Annotated in this window: 18 protein-coding genes and 1 pseudogene; 10 read left to right on the top strand and 9 right to left on the bottom strand. The window is 48.3% G+C overall.

Annotation, left to right across the window (positions count from 1 at the left end):
- Window positions 1–47: 47 nt before the first annotated feature.
- A complete protein-coding gene (locus KDW_RS04565) occupies window positions 48–662 on the top strand; it encodes a GtrA family protein (RefSeq protein ID WP_151754868.1) in 615 nt (204 codons plus the stop codon).
- Between the two features lie 200 nt (window positions 663–862).
- Here KDW_RS04565 and KDW_RS31545 read toward each other — a convergent pair whose 3' ends face one another.
- The 4 genes from KDW_RS31545 to KDW_RS04550 all read right to left on the bottom strand — a co-directional run bounded on the left by KDW_RS31545 (window position 863) and on the right by KDW_RS04550 (window position 6,236).
- On the bottom strand, window positions 863–1,018 hold the full coding sequence (locus KDW_RS31545) for a hypothetical protein (RefSeq protein ID WP_162004943.1): 156 nt from the start codon (window positions 1,016–1,018) through the stop codon (window positions 863–865).
- Window positions 1,019–1,675: 657 nt separating this feature from the next.
- Window positions 1,676–4,033, bottom strand: a complete 2,358-nt coding sequence (gene glgP, locus KDW_RS04560; RefSeq protein ID WP_198925190.1) for an alpha-glucan family phosphorylase — start codon at window positions 4,031–4,033, stop codon at window positions 1,676–1,678.
- Between the two features lie 520 nt (window positions 4,034–4,553).
- Window positions 4,554–5,243, bottom strand: coding sequence for a LuxR C-terminal-related transcriptional regulator (locus tag KDW_RS04555; protein WP_151754866.1), 690 nt, complete (start codon window positions 5,241–5,243; stop codon window positions 4,554–4,556).
- A gap of 408 nt (window positions 5,244–5,651) precedes the next feature.
- Window positions 5,652–6,236 carry a GTP-binding protein gene (locus KDW_RS04550; RefSeq protein ID WP_126626005.1) on the bottom strand — a complete coding sequence of 195 codons (585 nt, stop codon included), beginning with the start codon at window positions 6,234–6,236 and terminating at the stop codon, window positions 5,652–5,654.
- A 650-nt stretch (window positions 6,237–6,886) separates the two neighbouring features.
- Here KDW_RS04550 and gatB point away from each other — a divergent pair.
- Together gatB and KDW_RS04540 are read left to right on the top strand one after the other, a co-directional pair.
- The gene (gene gatB / locus KDW_RS04545) at window positions 6,887–8,374 is read left to right on the top strand and encodes an Asp-tRNA(Asn)/Glu-tRNA(Gln) amidotransferase subunit GatB (protein WP_151754865.1); all 1,488 of its coding nucleotides are present in this window, start codon (window positions 6,887–6,889) and stop codon (window positions 8,372–8,374) included.
- 80 nt (window positions 8,375–8,454) lie between these two features.
- Window positions 8,455–9,702 carry a Glu/Leu/Phe/Val family dehydrogenase gene (locus KDW_RS04540; RefSeq protein ID WP_151754864.1) on the top strand — a complete coding sequence of 416 codons (1,248 nt, stop codon included), beginning with the start codon at window positions 8,455–8,457 and terminating at the stop codon, window positions 9,700–9,702.
- 278 nt (window positions 9,703–9,980) lie between these two features.
- Here KDW_RS04540 and KDW_RS31540 read toward each other — a convergent pair whose 3' ends face one another.
- Window positions 9,981–10,226, bottom strand: coding sequence for a hypothetical protein (locus KDW_RS31540; protein WP_162004942.1), 246 nt, complete (start codon window positions 10,224–10,226; stop codon window positions 9,981–9,983).
- A 959-nt stretch (window positions 10,227–11,185) separates the two neighbouring features.
- Between KDW_RS31540 and dxs the strand changes: the two genes are divergently transcribed.
- Window positions 11,186–13,123, top strand: a complete 1,938-nt coding sequence (gene dxs, locus KDW_RS04535; protein WP_151754863.1) for a 1-deoxy-D-xylulose-5-phosphate synthase — start codon at window positions 11,186–11,188, stop codon at window positions 13,121–13,123.
- Window positions 13,124–13,158: 35 nt separating this feature from the next.
- Here the strand turns inward: dxs and KDW_RS04530 are convergent, their stop codons facing one another.
- From KDW_RS04530 to KDW_RS04515, 4 genes are all read right to left on the bottom strand, one after another.
- Window positions 13,159–13,830, bottom strand: a complete 672-nt coding sequence (locus KDW_RS04530) for an ABC transporter ATP-binding protein (RefSeq protein ID WP_151754862.1) — start codon at window positions 13,828–13,830, stop codon at window positions 13,159–13,161.
- Window positions 13,830–14,018, bottom strand: a complete 189-nt coding sequence (locus KDW_RS04525; RefSeq protein WP_162004941.1) for a helix-turn-helix domain-containing protein — start codon at window positions 14,016–14,018, stop codon at window positions 13,830–13,832. The genes KDW_RS04530 and KDW_RS04525 overlap by 1 nt, the downstream gene beginning before the upstream one ends.
- Before the next feature lie 11 nt (window positions 14,019–14,029).
- Window positions 14,030–14,596, bottom strand: a complete 567-nt coding sequence (locus tag KDW_RS04520; protein WP_162004940.1) for a Crp/Fnr family transcriptional regulator — start codon at window positions 14,594–14,596, stop codon at window positions 14,030–14,032.
- A 148-nt stretch (window positions 14,597–14,744) separates the two neighbouring features.
- A complete protein-coding gene (locus tag KDW_RS04515; RefSeq protein WP_151754859.1) occupies window positions 14,745–15,476 on the bottom strand; it encodes a response regulator in 732 nt (243 codons plus the stop codon).
- 649 nt (window positions 15,477–16,125) lie between these two features.
- On the opposite strand from KDW_RS04515, the gene rpsB reads away from it, so the two are divergent.
- From rpsB to KDW_RS04485, 6 genes and pseudogenes are all read left to right on the top strand, one after another.
- Entirely contained in the window at window positions 16,126–17,034 is a 909-nt protein-coding gene (gene rpsB / locus KDW_RS04510) for a 30S ribosomal protein S2 (protein ID WP_151757293.1), read from the top strand.
- Between the two features lie 220 nt (window positions 17,035–17,254).
- Window positions 17,255–17,851, top strand: coding sequence for an elongation factor Ts (gene tsf, locus KDW_RS04505; RefSeq protein ID WP_151754858.1), 597 nt, complete (start codon window positions 17,255–17,257; stop codon window positions 17,849–17,851).
- A 136-nt stretch (window positions 17,852–17,987) separates the two neighbouring features.
- The gene (pyrH, locus tag KDW_RS04500; RefSeq protein ID WP_151754857.1) at window positions 17,988–18,722 is read left to right on the top strand and encodes a UMP kinase; all 735 of its coding nucleotides are present in this window, start codon (window positions 17,988–17,990) and stop codon (window positions 18,720–18,722) included.
- Between the two features lie 82 nt (window positions 18,723–18,804).
- Complete coding sequence (frr, locus tag KDW_RS04495; protein ID WP_151754856.1) at window positions 18,805–19,362, top strand: ribosome recycling factor; 558 nt, start codon at window positions 18,805–18,807, stop codon at window positions 19,360–19,362.
- Between the two features lie 11 nt (window positions 19,363–19,373).
- Window positions 19,374–20,146: pseudogene (uppS, locus tag KDW_RS04490) on the top strand (polyprenyl diphosphate synthase).
- Between the two features lie 165 nt (window positions 20,147–20,311).
- Entirely contained in the window at window positions 20,312–21,217 is a 906-nt protein-coding gene (locus tag KDW_RS04485; protein ID WP_151754855.1) for a phosphatidate cytidylyltransferase, read from the top strand.
- Window positions 21,218–21,360: the final 143 nt, after the last annotated feature.

Raw genomic sequence — 21,360 nt, 5'->3', positions numbered from 1 at the left:
TTCGATAAAAAAATGAGTAGTAAAAAAACGGAGATATAAAAAAATTCATGGATCAGTCTTTAGTACAAACAAATTTGGAAGAGGTTCTCGAACCATCTAATGACTTAGAAGAGCTTGTAGAAGGAATTGTAGAGGAGGTAACCCCTGCGAGACGGGGACCGAGTTATCATCCCACCCGCTGGGAGCTTGTGAATCGTGGATTGGATATTGTTGATGACGTATCTGGTGGACGAGCTGACTGGGTTGTACGTTTTGTTAGCTACATCTTCTTCGGTGGGGCAGCCGCGTTGATCAATCTGGCGGTGTTTGCTGGTGCACTCTACCTGCTTCCACTGTCCTTAAACGACTTCTGGCGCACCTTGATTGCTGGTGCAATCGCCTGTGAAATCTCGCTGGTTTCCAATTTCATTCCCAATGATTACTTTACCTTTCGGCATATGCCTGGTCGAGAGCGTTCCTGGTTGGCGCGGTGTGCGCGTTTCCATGCCACATCGCTCGTCGGTAGCCTGTTGACCATTTTGATTCAGCAATTCTTTAGCCATGCAGTGCATATTATGCCTATGCTGGCACAGGCCATTGCCTTGATTCTAGTGCTTTTCTACAACTTTTCATTTCACCATCTCTTTACCTATCGCCATAAAAAAAGCAGTTGTGACCAATGAGAATCTTTAATACTATCGCCATTATATGTTCTATGAAAAAGCCGGTTTCTCCTCTCAATCTAAGAGGAGCCCGGCTTTTTCTCTATGCTGGTAAAATGGTTACTTTATGCCCAGCGATCAACCCGAGTTCATATTTCTCAGTGAGAGAAGGTTGCGGGAATGACCGGATATTATAGGCAAGACTACCGCTATCCTCAGCTTCAGTTGCAGATCATAACGATACGAGCCATCATTTTCACGCTTACATATTCCATTGGTAAGGCATGCCGTAGAACTGCCTGCTCGTCTTTGGTCTCACCATAGACAAGTTCAACACAGAGATCGTCTGTTGGAGTTGATCGCTCGCACCCAGGCATGCACCTCGATGCTTTCACCCAGACTGAGTTGACCATCGCGCCGTCCGTCAACATACAATTCCAGTTTGGCCAGGCCTGTTGGATACGTTCTTTCCAGGCTGCAAGCGACGTTCGCTCTCGTAGTGATTTTCCTCTACACGTATACTTTGCCGTATTTCAGGGACATAGTATTTATTCGTGTAGTCTTTTATCATGCGACGCATGCTGAACTGCGGTGCACAGGTACGGATCGCTTCCTTCATTATAATCCAGCCATGGTACACCCTCCTGTCCTGATCGAAAACTAGAATAATCTCATCTCAAGATGTGATAGAGGATTACTATCATCTTCGCTTCGACTTCCTGATCAAGATAGTCGCTTCCCACCGATTGCCCAACATTCTTCCATTAAACCTTCAGTTCTCTCACCAGCCACGAGATACTACAATCGGTTGTCCATTGACGGGCAGCCTTTTTGTCCACTTTTTGCCACTGCTCTAGGACGAATAGGATTGTGATGTGCGGGAAACCGATATTATAGGCAAGATACCGCTATCCTCAGGCTTCAGTTGCAGAATCATAAACGAACCGAGGCCATCCATTTTCAACGCTTTACATATTCCATTGTAAGGCATGCCGTAGAACTGCCTGCTTCGTTTTGGCCACCATAGACAAAGTTCAACACAGAGATCGTCTGGTTGGAAGTTGATCGGCCTCGCAACACCACCCAGGCATGCACATCGACTGCTTCCAACCATAGACTGAGGTTGACCATCGCGCGTCCGTAACATACAATTCCATTTTTGGCGGCAGGTCCCTGTTGGATACGTTCTTTCCAGGCTGCAAGCCGACGTTCGCTCCGTAGTGATTTTCCTCTACACGGATCTTTGCTCGTATTTCAGGGACATAGTATTTATTCGTGTAGTCTTTTATCATGCGACGCATGCTGAACTGCGGTGCACAGGTACGGATCGCTTCCTTCATATAACTAATCCAGCCATGGGGTACACCCTCGCTGTCCTGATCGAAGAAGCTAGGAATAATCTCATCCTCAAGGATGTGATAGAGGGAGTTACTATCATCTTCCGCTTGCACTTCCTGATCATGATAGTCGCGTTCCTCACCGATTGCCCAACCATTCTTGCCATTAAAGCCTTCAGCCCACCAGCCATCGAGGATACTACAATTGGGTTGTCCATTGAGGGCAGCCTTTTGTCCACTGGTGCCACTGGCTTCGTAGGGACGAATAGGATTGTTCAGCCAGACATCGGTTCCCGAGACCAGGTAACGAGCCATATCAATATCATAGTTCTCCAGGAAAATAATTTTTCCCTTGAACTCCTCACTGCGTGACATCTTGTAGATATACTCGATCAATGCCTTACCGGGCTCATCAGCAGGATGGGCTTTACCGGCAAACACGATCTGTACTGGACGTTTGGGATTATTTACGATGCGGCGCAGTTTTTCCATGTTGCGGAAAATCAATGTTGCGCGTTTGTAGGTCGCAAAGCGGCGGGCGAAACCAAGGATCAAGGCATTTGGATTAAGCATGCCTTCGAACTCCGCCAGTTGTCGATCCCCCTCACCCAGGCGCAAATGCTGTTTCTGCAAACGCTTCGTGGCATAATCTGCCAGGGCTACTTTGCGTTGATAGTGGGCTTTCCAGAGTTCTAGATCAGGAATCTTCTGGATATTATTATCCCAGAAATCTTGTTCATCAACATGCTTACCCCAATCCTTATCCAGATAGCGACCATACAGCTCATTCAGCTCAGGAGCGATCCAGGAGAAGGTATGGACGCCATTGGTGATCGAACCGATCGGCACCTCGTCCTTGTCCAGTCCTGGCCAGAGGAACTGCCACATTTTGCGTGAGACATCACCATGCAAGGCACTCACACCATTATGTTGACCGGTGAATTTCAAGGCCAGAATCGTCATGCTATAGCTTGGACCCCAGCTGTTCTCTTCATGGGCTACTTCTAAGAACTGTTCGCGGGTCAGGCCAAGCTTGCCCCAGTAGGAGGAAAAGTATTTGTCGATCAAGTCGTAGCTAAAGGCATCATTACCAGCAGGGACCGGGGTGTGGGTAGTGAAGAGCGAATTCGCTTTTACGACCTCACGGGCCTCATTGAAGCTCAAGCCGGATTCTACCAGTTCGCGGGAGCGCTCAAGGCTCAGGAAGGCTGCATGGCCTTCATTGAGGTGCCAGGTGGCTGGCGAGATTCCCAGGGCATGCAACGCACGGACGCCACCAATACCTAGCACAATCTCCTGTGAGATGCGCATCTCATGATCGCCACCATAGAGTCGTGCTGATAATTCACGATCCGCTGGAGCGTTGGGTGCAATATCTGTATCCATCAGGTACAGAGGAATGCGGCCCACCAGCAGTTTCCATACTTTGGCGTAAATACGGCGGCCCGGCAACTCTACACTAATGACCACCTCATTACCATCAGGACCAACGGCAGGCACCGCCGGGGCTTCAGAGAAGTGGAGCTTATCATAGGATGCCTCTTGAGTCCCTGCATGATTGATACGCTGGTTAAAATAGCCTTGAGGATACAGGAAGCCAACTCCAACAAATGGTAACCCTAGATCGCTGGCTTCTTTACAATGATCACCAGATAAGATACCCAGACCACCAGAATAAATAGGTAATGACTCATGTAATCCAAATTCAGCAGAGAAATAGGCAATAGTTTTGTCTTTTAACTCAGGATATGTAATTGAGAACCAGGTTTCATCCGACTGAGGATGAATATAGTGATCGAAATTGCGAATAACACTATCATAAAGAGCCAGATAGTCAGTATTTTCCGCGGCCTGCTCTAATTTTTGGGGCTGAATTTTGCTCAGGAAATGGACCGGATTATGTCCGATCTGTTCCCATAATTCAGGATCAAGTGAGCTATAGAGGGTGCGAGCTTCTGGATGCCAGCTCCACCACATATTATATGCTAATTCGTACAAGCGATTTATACGAGCGGGCATAATTGGGAAAACCGTTATGCGACCGTAAACTTTCACGCTGTATATTTTCCTTTCGTAACTTGTATACCGTAGTGACGCTGTTGTACTACCATGAGGAACTGTTCTATTACGGGATATTTTACTAGTTATCATATATCTTTTTTTCAGAAACACGAGCAATGTTGCTGGTATATTTTCGTGAAAATTTAACATATACTGAAATAACAAAGAGGCGTTGAGAAGGAGTTGATAGCACGGAGGAAATGTCTGTTATCTGAGTTTAGACCAAATAAAAAGCTGGTACAATAGAGGGCTACTTGAACCATGTTCTGTACCAGCTTTTTGATTGAGAGATTGCCGTATTATTATTTTTGAGCAAGCTGTTCAGGTGCCATGAATAGCTACTTTTTCGCGTTACTTTCAGGGCACAAATGTTCATTGCCCTCTACTACGGCTCCCGTCGTGCAAGCCCCTCTGGCAGGAGGAGAAATAATACCTGCTGCCTGGCTTGTCTGGTCATGCTCGACAGCTGTGCTATGACATCATGAATAGATGACATCGAATGAAATACGACGATCTATTCATCGTGCATCTTAATCCAACCATGACGTAAAGCATGAACAACAGCCGCTGTACGGTCATTGACCGACAATTTTTTGAGAATCGAGGTAATATGATTTTTTACCGTCTGATCGCTAATCTTCAGAGACTTGGCGATCTCTTTATTGCTATTTCCGCGTGCGATATAGTCAAGGATCTCAACCTCGCGGCTAGAAAGTGGCGAATACAGATCCTTCTGTTCGGTCTCCTCTTCTTCCACAGTTAATTCGCGGAAAGATTTAAGGACGCGACTGGCAAGCTGAGGTTTGGCAAGGACATCATCGCGAATCAAATATTCACCATGGCTTACCTTGCGGACCGTGTCTACCAATTCCTCACTGGTAATGTTGCGTGTCGTATACGCGGCGGCACCGACCTTGATAGACTGAAATAAACGTTCTTCATCCTCAGATGGAGTAAGAATAATGATTGCCAGACGTGGAGCTGTATGCCGCATCTGTCGAGCGATTTCGAGTGGATCCGAGGATGTCAGTCCGGCGTCGATGAGGGCTACATCGGGGTTGCACGTACGAGCTATTTCGAGTACATCAGCTGCATCCGTCGACTCTCCAACTATTTCGCAGTCTCCCATTCGTTGGAGGGTCGCGCGGATACCCTCACGGAAGAGTGGCTGCTCATCAATAATGATGACACGTATCGTTTCCATGTAATCCCTTCATAGAAGAGAAGCGAACAGCGTAAAGGCCCATAGCACGCTGCCTGCACTCTTTTTTATCTAAATGAACTCCCAAGATAAGTGGACGCCCCTTGTTAGGTTAAGGGACCAGTAGACCTTATGGCTTTGCCCATTATACACATTAATGCTTTAAGCGTCTAGAAGATGGCAAGCCATTTCATGGGCCTTCTAGGAGTTTCTACCCCATAGACTCGGTCGTTGTTTAGTACTTTAGGTATGTCTTGATTGTATGAGACCCTGTCAAGTGTCTGGTATGAGCTGTGATAACCCTTTGAACTGTGGGGAGCTTTATTTCGTTTGCCCACCTCTAAATGGCATAAAAAAAGCGCCCATCAGGGCGCTCAAGTGTATGGTACGAAGATAGATAAGAAAAAAAATTTAGATGCGTTCGAGTTTACGTAGAGTTGAATTGATGCCAACCCGCAGGCTCTCGATAACGCCCTTTCCAGTGACCGCAACTGCTTCATAACTGGGGACACGATAAGGATTCAAGTATTTTTCCAATACTGAAACCGGCAATGTGTCCTGGAGGTCACGTTTATTCCATTGCATTACCAGTGGGAAGCTCGAAGCATCTTTATTCATGCGACGCAATTGCTCTTGTAGCTCATTCCAGCACTCAATATTCTCTTGCAGTTTGCTGGCCTGTGAGTCCGCGACAAAGATCACACAATCGGCCCCTTTAAGCACCGAGATACGAGTCTGTTGATACAGGATCTGACCAGGAACTGTATAAAGCTGGAAGCGAATATTAAAGCCGTGGACTTTTCCCAGTTCTAGTGGCAGTAGATCGAAGTATAAAGTACGTTCTGTCTCGGTATCAATTGAGACCATTTCTCCTACATCATGAGGATTCACTGCCTGGTGTATATAATGTAAATTTGTCGTCTTACCGCAAAGACCAATTCCATAATAGACAATTTTACAATTAATCTCGCGCTTCGCCATATTAATTAGAGACATACGTAACGCTCTCCTGCCCGCTCTCTTATGTATGCGCGCGACTACCTGCACGCCTGTAAGTTATAAACTATATTCTACTTCGTTCCTGGAACAGTATACATTATTCCATTGCTACCTGCAACCGCGTTTGTTCTTGATTGCTCTGGTTCAGGTTTGTGTATATTTCACGGTGTTCTCTCTGTGCTCAAGCCTGAAAACACAGTTATTCACTCCTCTCCTTTTCTCTGCCCGATTGATATCGATCTTTGAGGTATATTTACTTATGAGGACATTGTATGCCTGACTGCTTCTAACGTGGAATCTGCTCTACCCTCAACCTCATCAATAGCTAGCCTATCTTTCCTGGAAATGTAAGATTTCACCTGTGTAGCTACAGCACAGCAATACGTTATGCTCACCTGGTTATCATCTTTCAAAAAGAAAGAACGTCCATGGAAGATGTTTTTTGTTGATGGGCCCGAAATAATGAGCATTATGTCTCTGTGCTAAAATAAATGGCGATACCTCTAAATTGTGCGCGCGATGCGTGCAGTGAGGGCAACTGTGCCTTCCCATTGACGGATCAAAAAGAAACGGCTAGACTTACGACAAAATAAGGCTGCTCTGCTGTAGACATAGTAATACGATAGAAATAAAGTGAGAATACGCGCATGACGACAAATGCATATACTCCGATTGATACGGATTTTGAGGTCGTTATCGGACTTGAGGTGCATTCACAGTTGTTGACCAGGAGCAAAATGTTCTGTTCTTGTAGCACCAACTATGCCAATGCCGCCCCTAATACCCATGTGTGCCCGATATGTATGGGAATGCCTGGTGTGTTACCGGTTATTAATCAGGAAGCCGTTAATTATACCATTATGACTGCACTGGCACTGCATTGTTCTATTCCTGAATACTCAAAGTTTGATCGCAAAAGCTATCACTATCCAGATTTGATGAAGGGCTATCAGATCTCTCAATATGATATTCCCCTGAGCAATGATGGCTATATAATGATCGGGAATGAGGGCGAGGAGCGCAAAATTGGGATTACCCGTGTGCATTTAGAAGAGGATACGGCCCGTTCTCTCCATCGTCAGGGGTATACCTTGATTGACATTAATCGCGCTGGTACGCCGCTGATGGAAATTGTGAGCGAGCCTGACATGCGTACTCCTGAGGAAGCCCGTCTCTACATGCAGAAGATGCGTGAAATCCTGATCTACATCGGTGTCTCTTCTGGACGTATGGAAGAGGGAAGTTTGCGCTGCGATGCGAACGTCTCGGTGCGCCCACGTGGACAGCAAGAGCTGGGTGTAAAAACCGAAATTAAAAATATGAATAGTTTCCGTTCAGTTGAGCGAGCTCTGGAATACGAAGCGCGCCGTCAAATCGAAGTCATTCGTAACGGTGGCACGATCCGCCAGGAGACGCGTGGCTGGATCGAGAATAAGGGTATCACGGTCACTCAACGTGTGAAAGAGAAGGCTGATGATTATCGCTACTTCCCCGAGCCAGATCTGCCGCCATTGATTATTAGCCGTCCCTTAGTGGAAGGTTTGCGGGAGCAGTTGTCTGAGTTGCCCGATGCTCGTCGGACGCGCTATCAGGACGAATATGGTATTTCCACTCAAGACGCCAATGTGCTGACGGAAGATAAAGCCTTAGGTGACTATTTTGAGCAGGTAGTAGCAGCTTCGCCCGTCAAGGATCGTAAGGCACGTGCTAAAGTCGCCAGTAACTGGGTTCTCAGTGAGGTTGTGCGCTTGTTAAAAGCCAATGCGATTGCAGTGCAGGACACAGCCCTGACCCCACACGCAGTGGCCAACCTGCTGGACCTTCTCGATAAAGAGCGCATTACTGGCAAACAGGCAAAAGAAGTGCTTGACGAAGCATTTGTGAGTGGTGAGTTGCCTGAAGCCATTGTTGAACGCAAAGGCATTAAGCCTCCTATTAGCGATCTGGGTACTTTAGAGCGTATAATTGAAGAGGTGCTTGCGAAAAACGAAAAAGGTGTAACTGATTATCGTAATGGCAAGACCAATGTTATTCAAAGCTTTATGGGTCAGGTAATGAAGCAAACCCGTGGTCAGGCGAAAGCCGACGTTGTTCTCCCATTATTAAGGAAGAAGTTAGAAGAGACGCAGGGATAATTCCCTGCGTCTGGGGGCGGGGGTATACAAGGATGTATACATAAGGCAAACATTGCGAGGTTTGCGATAGAGGAGAGATCATGCAAGACTTTAACCCATACGACATGGCCGTTCAGCAATTTGAGTTGGCCGCTGACAAACTGGAGTTATCTGAAGATATGCGTGAGATCTTACGTAAGCCCAAACGTGAACTCATCGTTAATTTTCCAGTTCGTCTGGATAATGGCAGAATTAAAACCATGACCGGCTATCGCGTCCAGCATAATGTGAATCGCGGCCCTGCCAAAGGAGGCATCCGCTACAGTCCTGACGTAACGTTGGATGAGGTGAAGGCTCTGGCAATGTGGATGACCTGGAAATGTGCAGTCGTGGGGATCCCTTATGGTGGTGCCAAAGGTGGTGTGATCTGTGATCCTAAAAATATGACTGCAAGCGAGCTGGAGCGCTTAACGCGTCGTTTTACGACTGAAATCTCAATCATTATTGGTCCCCATAGTGATATTCCCGCCCCCGATGTGAATACGAACTCACAAGTTATGGCCTGGATGATGGATACGTATTCCATGCATTCAGGCTTTTCTGTTCCAGCGGTCGTGACAGGAAAACCTCTTTCGATTGGTGGTAGCGAAGGCCGCAATGAAGCCACCGCAACTGGTGTATTGTTTACCACGCGTCGTGCCGCGCAACGACTAGGCATGTCCCTCAAAGGTGCACGGGTCAGCATTCAGGGTTTCGGAAATGCTGGTAGTATTGCAGCGCGTTTGTTTCATGTTGAGGGTTGTAAGATTGTGGCCGTAAGCGATACCTCTGGTGGCCTGTATAACGAGGAAGGGTTGGACCCTGGAGCGGTGCAGCGCCATAAATTGGCCTATGGGACGGTCGCAACATATCCAGATGGCCAAAGTATTAGCATTGCGGATGTGCTCACCGTTCCCTGTGATATCTTGATTCCAGCCGCCACGGAAGGAGTGATTACCGAACATAATGCTGACACTATCCAGGCGCGCATTATTGCTGAAGCCGCCAATGGTCCAACCACGCCCGAAGCCGATGTGATCCTTTTCGAGAAGGGCAGGCTGGTTATCCCGGATATTCTGGCCAATGCCGGCGGGGTAACTGTTAGCTACTTTGAATGGGTGCAAGATCTGCAAAGCATCTTTTGGGGCAATGAGGAAATTATTGCTCGTCTGGAAGTGATTATGAATAAGGCTTTCGATGCGGTGGCGGATCAGGCCGATCTCTATCATTGTGATATGCGCCTGGGAGCCAACATGCTTGCCATCTCGCGGGTGTCTGAAGCAACGCAGGTTCGTGGTATATATCCGTAACTGAAGATATCTAGATAAGCAAACAATTCATCACAAAAAGCGACCGCAATCACTGCGGTCGCTTGTATGTTGCTTTTTGAAGCAGAACCAGTACTTTGTCTAATTTCGTGTGATGAGTTGTGCCCCCGCTACGCGGGCGGGATGGGGGGAGAGATTCCGGGGCCAGCCCCGATCCCCAGCACCAGTCAAAGGGGCTACGCCAGCTTGATCAATCGCCCGCCGGCATGCTCGCTAGCATCCCCGCCTCCCCATCACATGATGTCTGATAGACTACTAGCTTAGTAAGGGCGACGAGGGTCACGTTTACCAGGTTTTTTAGGAGCAGGTTTTGATGCACGTGTAGGCTTGGCTTTTTTACGGCCGCGGCCCCAATTCATGTCATCATCCTCTTCCTCCTCCTCCTCTTCGTCTTCGAACAGCTCTTCTTCCTCCTCCTCCTCGGAAGCAAGATCCATATCGGGGACGTCCGCATCTTCTACCTTCTCATCCTGGTAGCTGAGCTCCTCCTGATCATTCGAGGGCAACTCATATTCCTCTGTATCAGGCTCGATAAAATCCTGAGGTGTCCGTACTGGCTCAGCAACGGGGTGAACGATTTTGTCGCCCTGTCCATCGCTAGCGTCGCTGAAGCGGCCCCGACGTTGTGGGGCGGGTTCTGGAATTTCTGTCTCTGCTCCCTCACCATCTTCCGGTTTTGGGCACCAATCACGCGGCGTCCCGCAGCGACATCAAGCCAGAACTGGGAATAGTAATGTGGTCTCTCTGAATCTTTTTCGCTATCTTTTCTTGTCATAAGATGTGCAGTTCTTCGTCCTTATGAGAACGAGTAACCGCTCCTACCTTCCTTTGTATTTTCAAGACGTACTCAGTTCTTAGCCGACCTGTGTGAGACGAGAGTGCCTATCAGTAAGAGGCACCATAGACGCATACACAGGCCGTCGATTGGCCGGATATTTTTCCTCCAGTCAGGATTCTTCAGTGTTTGTGACAGTGGTGAATCATGAACTGGTAGGCGAATAGAGCACTTACGCCTGTTTTTATTCAGATCGGGTGTCCACGGTATGGCACTGCTTTCTTGCTTATTCTCCTCGCCTTTTAGGAAAAATGCCTATTTACCTGTCGGCTGACAATATACAGTCTGGAATTGTCGGCCCCAAACTGTGAGTGGTACCATATGTGGATCATAATAAGAAGAAAGATGAAAGCTGTCAAGGGCAACCTTTTATGGCCTTAAAGTAGCCTACCAGGCTGGTTTAAGGCTTGTCAAGACCTCAAGTGCATGAATTTTTAGGGCTGGAACGTTTGCCAGTATCTACGAACATATCTATAATATTGTGAAAGGTACCATTATGATAGACCCTTTATCAGAACTTTATGCATCTTCATTATAGTGGCGTGAGCTGCTTCTATGAAAATATTTACTGGTCGCTTGTTGCCGAGATATACAAAGGGAAGCCAGTGCCTAGTAATTTGGAGGAAACCATTGACAAGCATTCTTGAGACCATTAATGGCCCAGAGCAACTACGTGCCCTGTCAGTTCCACAGATGGAGCTTTTGGCGAAGGAGATTCGGCGTGAGATCATCGAGAAAGTGTCGGTGAGAGGTGGTCATCTGGCTCCCAATCTTGGTGTGGTTGAATTGACCATGGCGCTGCACTATGTTTTTGATACACCGAATGATATGCTCGTCTGGGATATCGGCCATCAGGCGTATGTGCATAAGTTGCTGACCGGTCGTCGCGAACGTTTTCATACTATTCGCCAGTTTGGAGGTCTCTCGGGCTATCTGCGTCGGGACGAAAGTAATTTTGATGTCTTTGGTGCGAGTCATGCCAGTACATCGATCTCTGCTGCTTTGGGTATGGCAGCGGCCCGGGATCTCCAGGGGGAGAGTCATAAGGTCATTGCAATTATTGGGGATGGTTCATTAACTGGTGGTATGGCATTAGAAGCAATCAATAACGCTGGCAGTCTGAAGAAAAATCTGATCATTGTACTTAATGATAATGATAAATCTATCTCTGATAATGTTGGTGCGATTTCACAATACCTGGGTAATGTGCGCCGTATGCAGACTTCCCCAAGTTACCAGCGCTTGCGTGATATGGCCAAAGGGTCGATTGAGCGCTTACCTGTTGTTGGTGATAAAGCGCGTGAAGCGGCTGGTCGTGCTGAGACCAGCTTTAAACAGTTTATGATGCACAGCAAGAGCGGGGCCATTTTTGAAGAGCTCGGCTTTAAGTTCTTTGGTCCTTTTGATGGTCATGATATGGCAACCCTCCTCGATGTATTCGAAAATGTCAAACATGTTGACGGCCCGATCATTGTGCAAATGGTGACGAAAAAAGGCAAGGGCTGGGAAGTTGCTGAAGGCGACTCCACGAAATGGCATGGACCTGGTGCCTATGACTATACCACCGGTATCATCAAGAAAAACGCGGGCGATCCACCTTCGTATACCGAGGTTTTTGCCAATGCTCTGGTAGCGATTGCCGAGCAGGATCCCAAGGTGGTTGGTGTTACCGCTGCGATGGAAGAAGGCACTGGACTGAAAAAGCTGCGCCAGCGTTTTCCTGAGCGCTACTTCGATGTCGGTATCGCGGAACAGCATGCGGTCACGTTCGCTGGCGGTATGGCAGTTGGTGGACTCACTCCAGTCGTGGCGATTTATTCAACCTTCATGCAGCGCGCCATTGATCAGATCATTCATGATATTGCGGTCCAGGATCTGCACGTGGTATTTGCGATGGACCGGGCAGGCCTGGTTGGTGAGGATGGTCAGACGCAACATGGTGTGTTTGATATTGCCTTCTCTCGGATGATTCCTGGTATGAAAGTTATGGCTCCTAAGGATGAAGAAGAGCTACGCCAGATGTTGTATACCGCCGTCTACCTGGATGGGCCAGTTGCCTTACGCTATCCTCGCGGCAAAGCTCTGGGTGTACCAATGAGCAAGCAATTTCAGATGCTAGAGGTTGGTAAAGCGGAACTGCTCAGTCCTGACACGCTCGAGTCCGCTGAGCGTCAGCAGGCAGTGCTACTGGCTTATGGTGCCACAGTAGCGCAGGCCGAGCTTGCGGCCAAAGAACTGGCGGATGAAGGTATTCATGTTGCCGTTGTGAATGCACGCTGGGCCAAGCCACTGGACGAAGAAATGATTTTACGGCTGGCCAGGGGAACGGGACATGTGGTTACGATTGAAGATCATGTTGTCTCGGGTGGATTTGGCAGTGCTGTCCTGGAGTTGTTGGAAGAGCATGGACTCAACGATGTGGATGTGCGCGTGATTGGATTGCCCGATAAGTTTGTGGAACATGGGGCTCTGACCATCCTCAAAGAACTCTATGGACTCTCCTCAGCACACATTAAAGATGTCGTGCGCAGCCAGTTGACCGCTGAAAATCGCACGATAGCTAAATAAGCTATCGTGGGCGGCTGTACTGCTCTCCTGGTGTTTCAGGAGGGCAGAATCTTGCCATCGCGCATGGTAATGATGCGGTGAGCCTGTTGTCCAATAGTTTCAGCATGCGTCACCAGGACAAAGGTTTGGTTTTGCTCGCGATTGAGCCGCAAGAGTAATTCCATCACCTCAGCCGCTGTTTCGCTATCCAGATTCCCAGTCGGCTCATCAGCCCAGACCAGGGCAGGATTGTTGACCAGAGCGCGTGCAATCGTGACACGTTGCCGTTGACCGCCCGATAACTCGGCTGGTCGATGGCGAGCCCGTGCGGACAGTCCTACGACCTCCAGCATCTCCAGTGCGCGCCAGCGGGCCTTGCGACTGGACATTTTTGAGACCAGCAGCGGTAACTCAACGTTTTCCACTGCAGTCAGTACTGGTAACAAGTTAAAATCCTGAAAGATAAAGCCCATATGTTGTCCGCGGTAGGCAGTACGTTCGCGCTCACTTAAATCCCGTAAATTCTGACCACGGATATAGATATCGCCCTCATCAATCGTATCTAAACCTGACAAACAATTGAGCAAGGTTGTTTTTCCGCAACCGCTGGGTCCCATAATCGCCACCATTTCTCCCTGTTCAATGGTGAGTGAAAGATCGTGGAGTGCTTCCACCCGTAGTTGACCACTGCGATAAATCTTGGTAACATGCTGTGCTTTGATAACCATCAATATTCCCGTCTATGTAGGCCTGTCTTGCCGCCGGTTTGCGCGAGTTGTTGTAACAAGCCAGGTTGGCGGATGACAATATGTTTACGTCCAATTTGAATGGCATGGGCTTCTTTGAGTTCGCGTAAAGCCGTGCTCACCGTTTCACGATACACACCGAGGCGATCCGCCAGCTCTTCATGACTCAAACCATCAATGGTTAACTCTGTCGACTTTTCTGTTGGAGGGCCGCTAACTGGAGTAAAAGCTCCGCCAGACGTGTCGTAACGCTTTTAAAAGTCGTGCTCACCAATTGTGTTTCCATATACGTCAGGCGCTGACCTATCAACTGCAGCAAGGCAGTGGCGATGGCTGAATTCTGTGCCAGTAACTGATTGATATCCGCCTTGCTCAAAACATAGAGATAGGAAAGAGTAAGGGCTTCAGCGAAACTGGTGGAGATCTGCGGGGTATACAATACCTGTTCGCCAAAACAGGCTCCTGTGCTGAGGGTGATTGTAATTAATTTCCTACCATCGGTTGAAAGATGATAGAGTTGTATGCGACCAGTTTTAATAAAGAAGAGGGCTGTACTGGCCTCGCCGGGACGATAGATGAGGTGTCCCGGTTGGCAAGTAAGTGAAGTTATGCTTTGATTAAGGTCGCTGATATCCTGCGCATTGAGCTCTTGAAAAATGGCGGACTGAGCCAGGAACGACGTTTTTTCTGTAACAGGTGGTTGTGAAATTGGCTTTGTTCCTGGCTGCCCCGTTCGTTTTTCTCGCACGTATAGCATCCTGTATGATAATAGGCTTGTAAAAAGCGTTTGTGAACACCGCACATGCGAGGTCAGCAACATTGCTTACCCGGGTGAATGGTTCTGATCTGTTCTCAAGTTTCTTGATGCTATTGTACCATACTTGTTGGATGGAATATTAGCCTTCAGCGGTAGTAAGATAGATTGCTTCAGTACGGTTACGTGCATGCAGCTTCTCGAAGATGTTTTGTACATGTTTGTGTACCGTTGATTCAGCGATCGCCAGTTCAAGCGCGATTTCCCTATTCTTACGCCCCTTGCGCATCAGGTCCAGGATTTGTTTTTCGCGGTCAGTGAGCGGCCGTGGTAAATTTGAGCTGGCGTCAGTTAAGGTGGTTTCTCCTCCAACAGACATATGGATGGTGCGGCGTGGTGTACGATAGGAGACAGCCGATGACATCAACCCGCCATAGACACTATTCACCTTCCAGGAGGAACGCAAATAAGCAAGCACCTGAGTAGCAAAGGCACCTGGTATACAGAGATCATTACGTGCGGCACAGCGTATGGCATGAATCAAAGCATCGGGCTCAATATCTTTGGTAATATAGCCCATCGCACCTTTTTGAATGGCCTGAAAAAGTAACTGTTCCTGATGAGCTGAAGTAAAAATAACCACGCGCGAGTTTGGCGAGCAAGCCAGCACACGTTCAGTTGCTTCAAAGCCAGTGCAATCCGGCATATCCACATCCATCAGCACAACATCAGGTTGCGTCTCCATCGCCTGAAGCTCTGCCTCTTGCCCGTTGCAGGCTTCCGCAACGACCTGCATATCTACTTCTTTTTCAATTACCTCACGTACAGCGCGGCGCATTAATGAGTGATCATCAACAATTAAGACACGTACCATCTTTCATCAATCCCTTTCTACTTCTGCAACCCCGAACTGGTATGACAGCCCCACAACCAATTAGCTAAAAATGTGTACTTTCACTTTACACTATACGCCTGATTTCAAGAAGCGGACGGTATTCACCTATTTTTAGGAGCAGTACTTTGCGTGGTAGCCTTCCAGGCGCAAGAAGGCGGTTAGAAAGGGGGGAGGATAGGGACTGGGCATGCGAGGAACAAAGAACATCGGTGCCTGAAGCTGCGGCGTGTCAGCAATTAAATGTATCTTATAATAATATGATTTTCTGCGCATCATCCACATTCCCATTTCTACCCTCTTCTTCTATGCGCCACAACGGCACATCCTGATCAACTCTTCTGTGCCTTTTTCAAGTATACCTTAATTTTTTTGTGCTGAGGAGTCCTGCCAATCTTTATTTCTTGCTTCCTCAAGGGCTCTGTGCTATACTTCACTGTCGAAGTAGGCGAGAACTGATCGCCTGCGAAAAAACAACACATAAGTACACACGCTCTCTGGGAAAGCGCTGACCCTGGGGTCCATAACTTCTCTAGATGTTTGGAACACACATACACCTTCGGGGACCCTGACGCCGTAATGTGAGAGCGGAGGATCAAGGGAGGTCCGTTTTTTGGCTAATATCATTTCCATGAAACAGTTGTTGGAAGCCGGTGTCCATTTTGGTCACCAGACCCGCCGTTGGAATCCAAAGATGCAGCAGTTCATTTTCATGGACCGCAACGGCATTCATATCATCGATTTGCAGCAGACCGTGACTCGCCTGAACGATGCCTACAAGTTTGTTGAGCAGCTCGTTGCTGATGGCGGCACCCTACTCTTTGTCGGCACTAAAAAGCAGGCACAAGAGGCTGTTGCTGAAGAGGCCAAGCGTTGTGGAATGTTCTATGTGAACCAGCGCTGGCTTGGTGGTATGCTGACCAACTTCAAAACCATTCAATCGCGTATTACTTATCTGCGTGACCTGGAAATGCGCCGTGACCGTGGCGATTTTGAGCGCCTGCCCAAAAAAGAAGTCCAGCACATGCAGGATGAGATCCTGCGCCTGGAGCGTATTCTGGGTGGTATCAAAGACATGCGCCGCTTGCCTAGCGCTATCTTCATCATCGATACGCGCAAAGAGCGTACCGCTGTGATGGAAGCTCGTCGCCTGGAAATTCCTATCATCGCACTGGCCGACACAAACTGTGATCCAGACGAGATGGATTATCCTATCCCTGCTAATGACGATGCCATTCGTGCCGTTCGCCTGCTTTGTGCGAAAATTGCCGATGCAGCCGTTGAGGGTCGCCGCGAGCTTGAGGCTCAGCAGAAAGATGCCGAGCCAGGTGAGAGCGAAGCACCAACTGAATTCGCTGCACCTGCTGAGACAGCCGCACCAGTTGAAACTCCTGCACCAGTTGAAGCCGAGGCTCCCGCAGCCCCCGCTCCTACGGCAGAAGCCCCTAAAGAAGAGGCTCCTAAAGCAGAAGCCCCTAAAGAAGAGGCCGAGGCAGCTCCAGCTGTTGAGCCAGAACTGGTCTCTAAAGAGGTTCATTAGTCAAAACTCAACAGAATGCTTGGTGGGAGAAAAGGGGCATATCAGCCCCCTGACTCCCGCCTTTTTGTGTATATACTTTGTCCTTTTTCCCGCTATTTGAGCGTGGAATCGGCACATTTTTCATTTGTCAAGCACTCAGAGTCAAAAAAAATGGACAGCAGTTGTTGTACTGATCATAAGATCTGAGTATCATACATAAAGATTGAGGAGAAACCAACCTATGGAGTTCGCAGCTACCGATGTAAAGAAGTTGCGCGAAGAGACTGGTGCTACATTCGCGGATTGCAAAAATGCTTTGTCTGATGCTAAATCATGGGATGACGCCGTCAAGTATCTTGAGGCACGCCGCGATAAAAAAGCAGAAAAGATGGTCACTGCTGGTCGTGAGACCAAAGAGGGTGGCGTCTTCTCGTATGTTCACCACAACAACCGCCTGGGCGTGTTGATTGAGTTGAATTGTAACACCGACTTTGTCGCTCGTAGCGAGAGTTTCCGTAACCTGGCTTCTGATCTGGCTCTCCAGATTGTGGGCGTTGCTCCTAAATATGTGAATTATGAAGATGTTCCAGCTGATGTGATTGAGGCTGCCCGCAAGAAATTTGCTGAGGATCCCTCGATGGCTCGTGTTCCTGAAGCACGCCGTGAAGAGGTATTCAGTGGCAAGTTGAAAAAAGAGTTCAGCGAGCAGGTGCTCATGATGCAGCCCTGGGTAAAAGACGATTCGGTAACAATCAGTGACCTTGTGCGTCGAGTAATTGCTGAGACCGGTGAGAATATTGTGGTTCGCCGCTTCAGCCGCTTTGCTCTCGGAGAATAAGTAGCTTTTCAGAGCTACCATTTTCAAGCATAGCACTAACAGATATCCCTTTGAGGATATCCTTCACTAGTTTTATATCGGAACACAAAAACGAAGAGGCGTCCCTCATGGTCGCGCACAAGGGAGAATGGTCAAGATGTCAGTCGAGCCAAAATATCGGCGAATTCTACTCAAATTGAGTGGTGAAGCGCTAGGATCTCAGGGATCTGGTATTGATGCCGAAACCGTACGGCGTATTGCTGGAGAGGTTAAGCGTGTGCACGACCTGGGGGTAGAGGTCGCGATGGTTATTGGGGGCGGAAATATGTGGCGCGGAGCAGATGCTGCCGCGACAGGTATTGATCGGAGTACCGCGGACTACGTGGGCATGCTCGCAACCGTTATGAACTCATTGGTAATGCAGGATGCAATGGAAAAAATCGGCATTAGCACACGAGTACAGACGGCCATCGAGATGCCTCCGGTCGCGGAACCCTTTATCCGTCGCCGCGCGGTACGCCATCTGGAAAAAGGGCGTGTCGTTATTCTGGCTGCTGGTAGTGGAAACCCATTTTTTACCACAGATACGGCTGCTGCATTACGTTCGATCGAATTAAATGCGCAGGTTCTGCTTAAGGCGACCAAAGTGGATGGAATCTATGATGACGATCCTATGCGCAATCCAAATGCTCAGCGCTTCACTGACCTGAGTTATATGAAGGCATTGAACATGGGTTTGAAAGTCATGGATAGTACCGCACTTTCGCTGTGTAAGGATAACAACATGCCTATTCTGGTTTTCAACCTGCACCAGAGCGGTGCTCTGGAAGCCATTATACGTGGTGAAAAGTATGGTACACTTGTCTCTACTGACGTGAAAGAACCTGTGTAGTCGTGCAACCTGTTACACGACCGATTTCGTCACGTCCCGTTTTTAAGGTGCATATTGTACCTGGAGAAAAAGGGAGTATGCAATGACAGCAGATTTACTCGGGGATGCAGAGCGACGTATGCAAAAGGCCATTGAAGCCTTGAGACAGGATCTCAATGCAATTCGTGCCGGACGAGCAAGCGCAGCTTTGATTGATCGTATTAATGTTGAATATTATGGAGCCCCCACACCGATTAATCAGGTAGCCTCAGTCACCGTCCCAGAGGCTCGCCTTCTGGTAATTCAACCCTGGGATAAAAAATTGTTGGTCGATATCGAGAAAGCGATTCAGAAGTCGGATCTTGGTATCAACCCTAACAATGATGGGCAGGTTATTCGCCTGGTCATTCCGCCGATGAGCGAAGAGCGTCGTCGTGACCTGGTGAAAACTCTCCATAAGAAATCTGATGAACATAAGGTCGCTATCCGTAACATCCGTCGCGATGTCCAGGATAAGTTACGCGACCGAGAAAAGAAAAAAGAAGTTTCTGAAGATGAGCTGAAACGCAGCACTGACAAACTGCAGAAGCTCACCGATCGCTACGTCGATGAGATGGAGAAGATCGGAAAAGCGAAGGAACTGGAGATCCTGGAGGTCTAACTTTGACCAAGATGCAACAACTCTTTTCATCTATGAAAGGGAAAGAGAAGAATTTAGCGCAGACGTCCCTTGTCGCATCTGAGGAGCAACCCGTGCGTCACATTGCCATCATCATGGATGGCAATGGGCGCTGGGCGACCAAACGGCACTTGCCTCGTCTGGCTGGACATAAAGCAGGCGTGACTGCGCTTCGGCGTGTTGTCGAGTGTGCCGCCGATGAAAACATTCAAATGCTCAGTGTGTATGCTTTTTCAACCGAGAATTGGGGACGCCCGAAGAATGAAGTTGAAGGTTTAATGCGTCTCTTCTGGGAGACCATTCGCTCGGATCTAGAAAAACTCCACCGCGATGGGGTGCGTTTGCGCCATCTTGGTCGATTGTATGATCTGTCTCCTGATATTCAGAAGGCGGTGCGTGAGTCAGTTGAATTGACAAAAGATAATACACGCATTGGCTTGAATGTTTGTTTTAATTATGGGGGCGAGCTGAGCTCGTGGATGCGGTTCGGCAGATTATTGCCGATGGGCGCGATCCTGAGACGATTAGCGAGGAAATGATTAGCTCATATTTATATACTCGCGATTTACCAGATCCCGATATGGTTATTCGTACTGCGGGCGAGATGCGTGTGAGCAATTTCTTGCTCTGGCAATCAGCATACAGCGAATACTATGCAACCTCAACTCTCTGGCCCGACTTTGGGCATGAAGATTTGCTGGCTGCTCTTGAGAGTTTTAATCAGCGCCGTAGACGCTTTGGTCGTCTAGACGTCCCCTCTAAGTAAAAAACAGTGATAGAATACGTAGAGACCACCAGATATTGCTCTACGTATTCTTTTTTTTGTGCTGTTGCGCTTTCCCTATCTGTGAGGGTGGATAGCGTACGTGGTGGGACAGCATATATCTGTGTATGATAAAATAATTATAGCTCGACTGAGGAAGTGAATTGTTTGCAAGGCACAAGTAAACAGCATAGTAAAGAGGGTTCCATTGAACCCGAAAAAAAAGGGAATTCATCTGTTGCTCAACGCTGGTTGACCGCAGGAATCGCGATGCCAGTTGTGCTCCTCTTTGTCTGGTTTGGGGGCTGGTGGGCTTTCGTGGCCTGTTTGTTAGTAGCGATATTGGGGATGATTGAACTTCACACCATGCTATTCAAGGCTGGCTATCGGCCACTTGCCTGGATCAGCTATGGTCTGATGATCCTTTTTTTGTTTTCAGCGATGTTTCCCGCCCAACATATGCTTATTCTTCAAGTAGGTATCGGGGCCTCAATGCTCGTTGCCTTTTGCTGGCTACTTATGCGCAAGCAATTGGAGGGCACAATGGTAGATTGGGCTCTGACGCTGGCGGTTCCCGTCTACCTGGGCTGGTCGATGAGCTACTTCTTATTGCTGCGCGGATACGAGACCAGTACGCTACACGTGATGAGCGGTTACTGGGTTACGCTTCCCCGTGGCGTCTGGTGGCTCCTGGCGACCCTCTTAGGGGTCTGGGGCTTTGATGGAGCGGCTTTCTTCTCAGGACGTTACTTCGGACGCCATAAACTGGCTCCCCATATCAGTCCCGCCAAGACCTGGGAAGGCGTGGCCGGAGGTCTGGTTTTTTCGGTGCTTGCGTGTTTGCTCTTGACGGTGATTCCATTGGGCGTGCCCTGGTATCTGGCAATCCTGTTAGGCTTATGCATTGGCATTTCAGCTACACTGGGAGATCTCGCAGAATCGATGATCAAGCGTCAGATGCATGTGAAAGATAGTGGACAGATCATGCCGGGACATGGAGGCATGCTGGATCGTATCGATAGCTTGTTGTTTGCGGTGTTTATCGTCTATGTATTTTCCCTGTTTTTTCACTGATTAAGTTTACTGGCTCGCTGAAGTAGCTGGCCAGTAATGGCAGAAATGTCCTGTTTTCGTCTACTTGCTTATGCATTGATGCATACATGTTATAATCTGGTTGAGAGGCTAAATAATTTCGTAGCCCATTTTATGTGGGTACG

This window comes from Dictyobacter vulcani, from assembly GCF_008974265.1.
Classification (GTDB): Bacteria; Chloroflexota; Ktedonobacteria; order Ktedonobacterales; family Ktedonobacteraceae; genus Dictyobacter; species Dictyobacter vulcani.
This window is presented reverse-complemented; position numbering and strand designations above follow the sequence as displayed.

Coding starts and splice junctions, on each gene's coding strand:
- KDW_RS04565 (WP_151754868.1), top strand. CDS start 48: ATGGATCAGTCTTTAGTACAAACAAATTTGGAAGAGGTTCTCGAACCA.
- KDW_RS31545 (WP_162004943.1), bottom strand. CDS start 1,018: ATGCCTGGGTGCGAGCGATCAACTCCAACAGACGATCTCTGTGTTGAA.
- KDW_RS04555 (WP_151754866.1), bottom strand. CDS start 5,243: ATGGAAACGATACGTGTCATCATTATTGATGAGCAGCCACTCTTCCGT.
- KDW_RS04550 (WP_126626005.1), bottom strand. CDS start 6,236: ATGTCTCTAATTAATATGGCGAAGCGCGAGATTAATTGTAAAATTGTC.
- gatB (WP_151754865.1), top strand. CDS start 6,887: ATGACGACAAATGCATATACTCCGATTGATACGGATTTTGAGGTCGTT.
- KDW_RS04540 (WP_151754864.1), top strand. CDS start 8,455: ATGCAAGACTTTAACCCATACGACATGGCCGTTCAGCAATTTGAGTTG.
- KDW_RS04530 (WP_151754862.1), bottom strand. CDS start 13,830: ATGGTTATCAAAGCACAGCATGTTACCAAGATTTATCGCAGTGGTCAA.
- KDW_RS04515 (WP_151754859.1), bottom strand. CDS start 15,476: ATGGTACGTGTCTTAATTGTTGATGATCACTCATTAATGCGCCGCGCT.
- rpsB (WP_151757293.1), top strand. CDS start 16,126: ATGAAACAGTTGTTGGAAGCCGGTGTCCATTTTGGTCACCAGACCCGC.
- tsf (WP_151754858.1), top strand. CDS start 17,255: ATGGAGTTCGCAGCTACCGATGTAAAGAAGTTGCGCGAAGAGACTGGT.
- pyrH (WP_151754857.1), top strand. CDS start 17,988: ATGTCAGTCGAGCCAAAATATCGGCGAATTCTACTCAAATTGAGTGGT.
- frr (WP_151754856.1), top strand. CDS start 18,805: ATGACAGCAGATTTACTCGGGGATGCAGAGCGACGTATGCAAAAGGCC.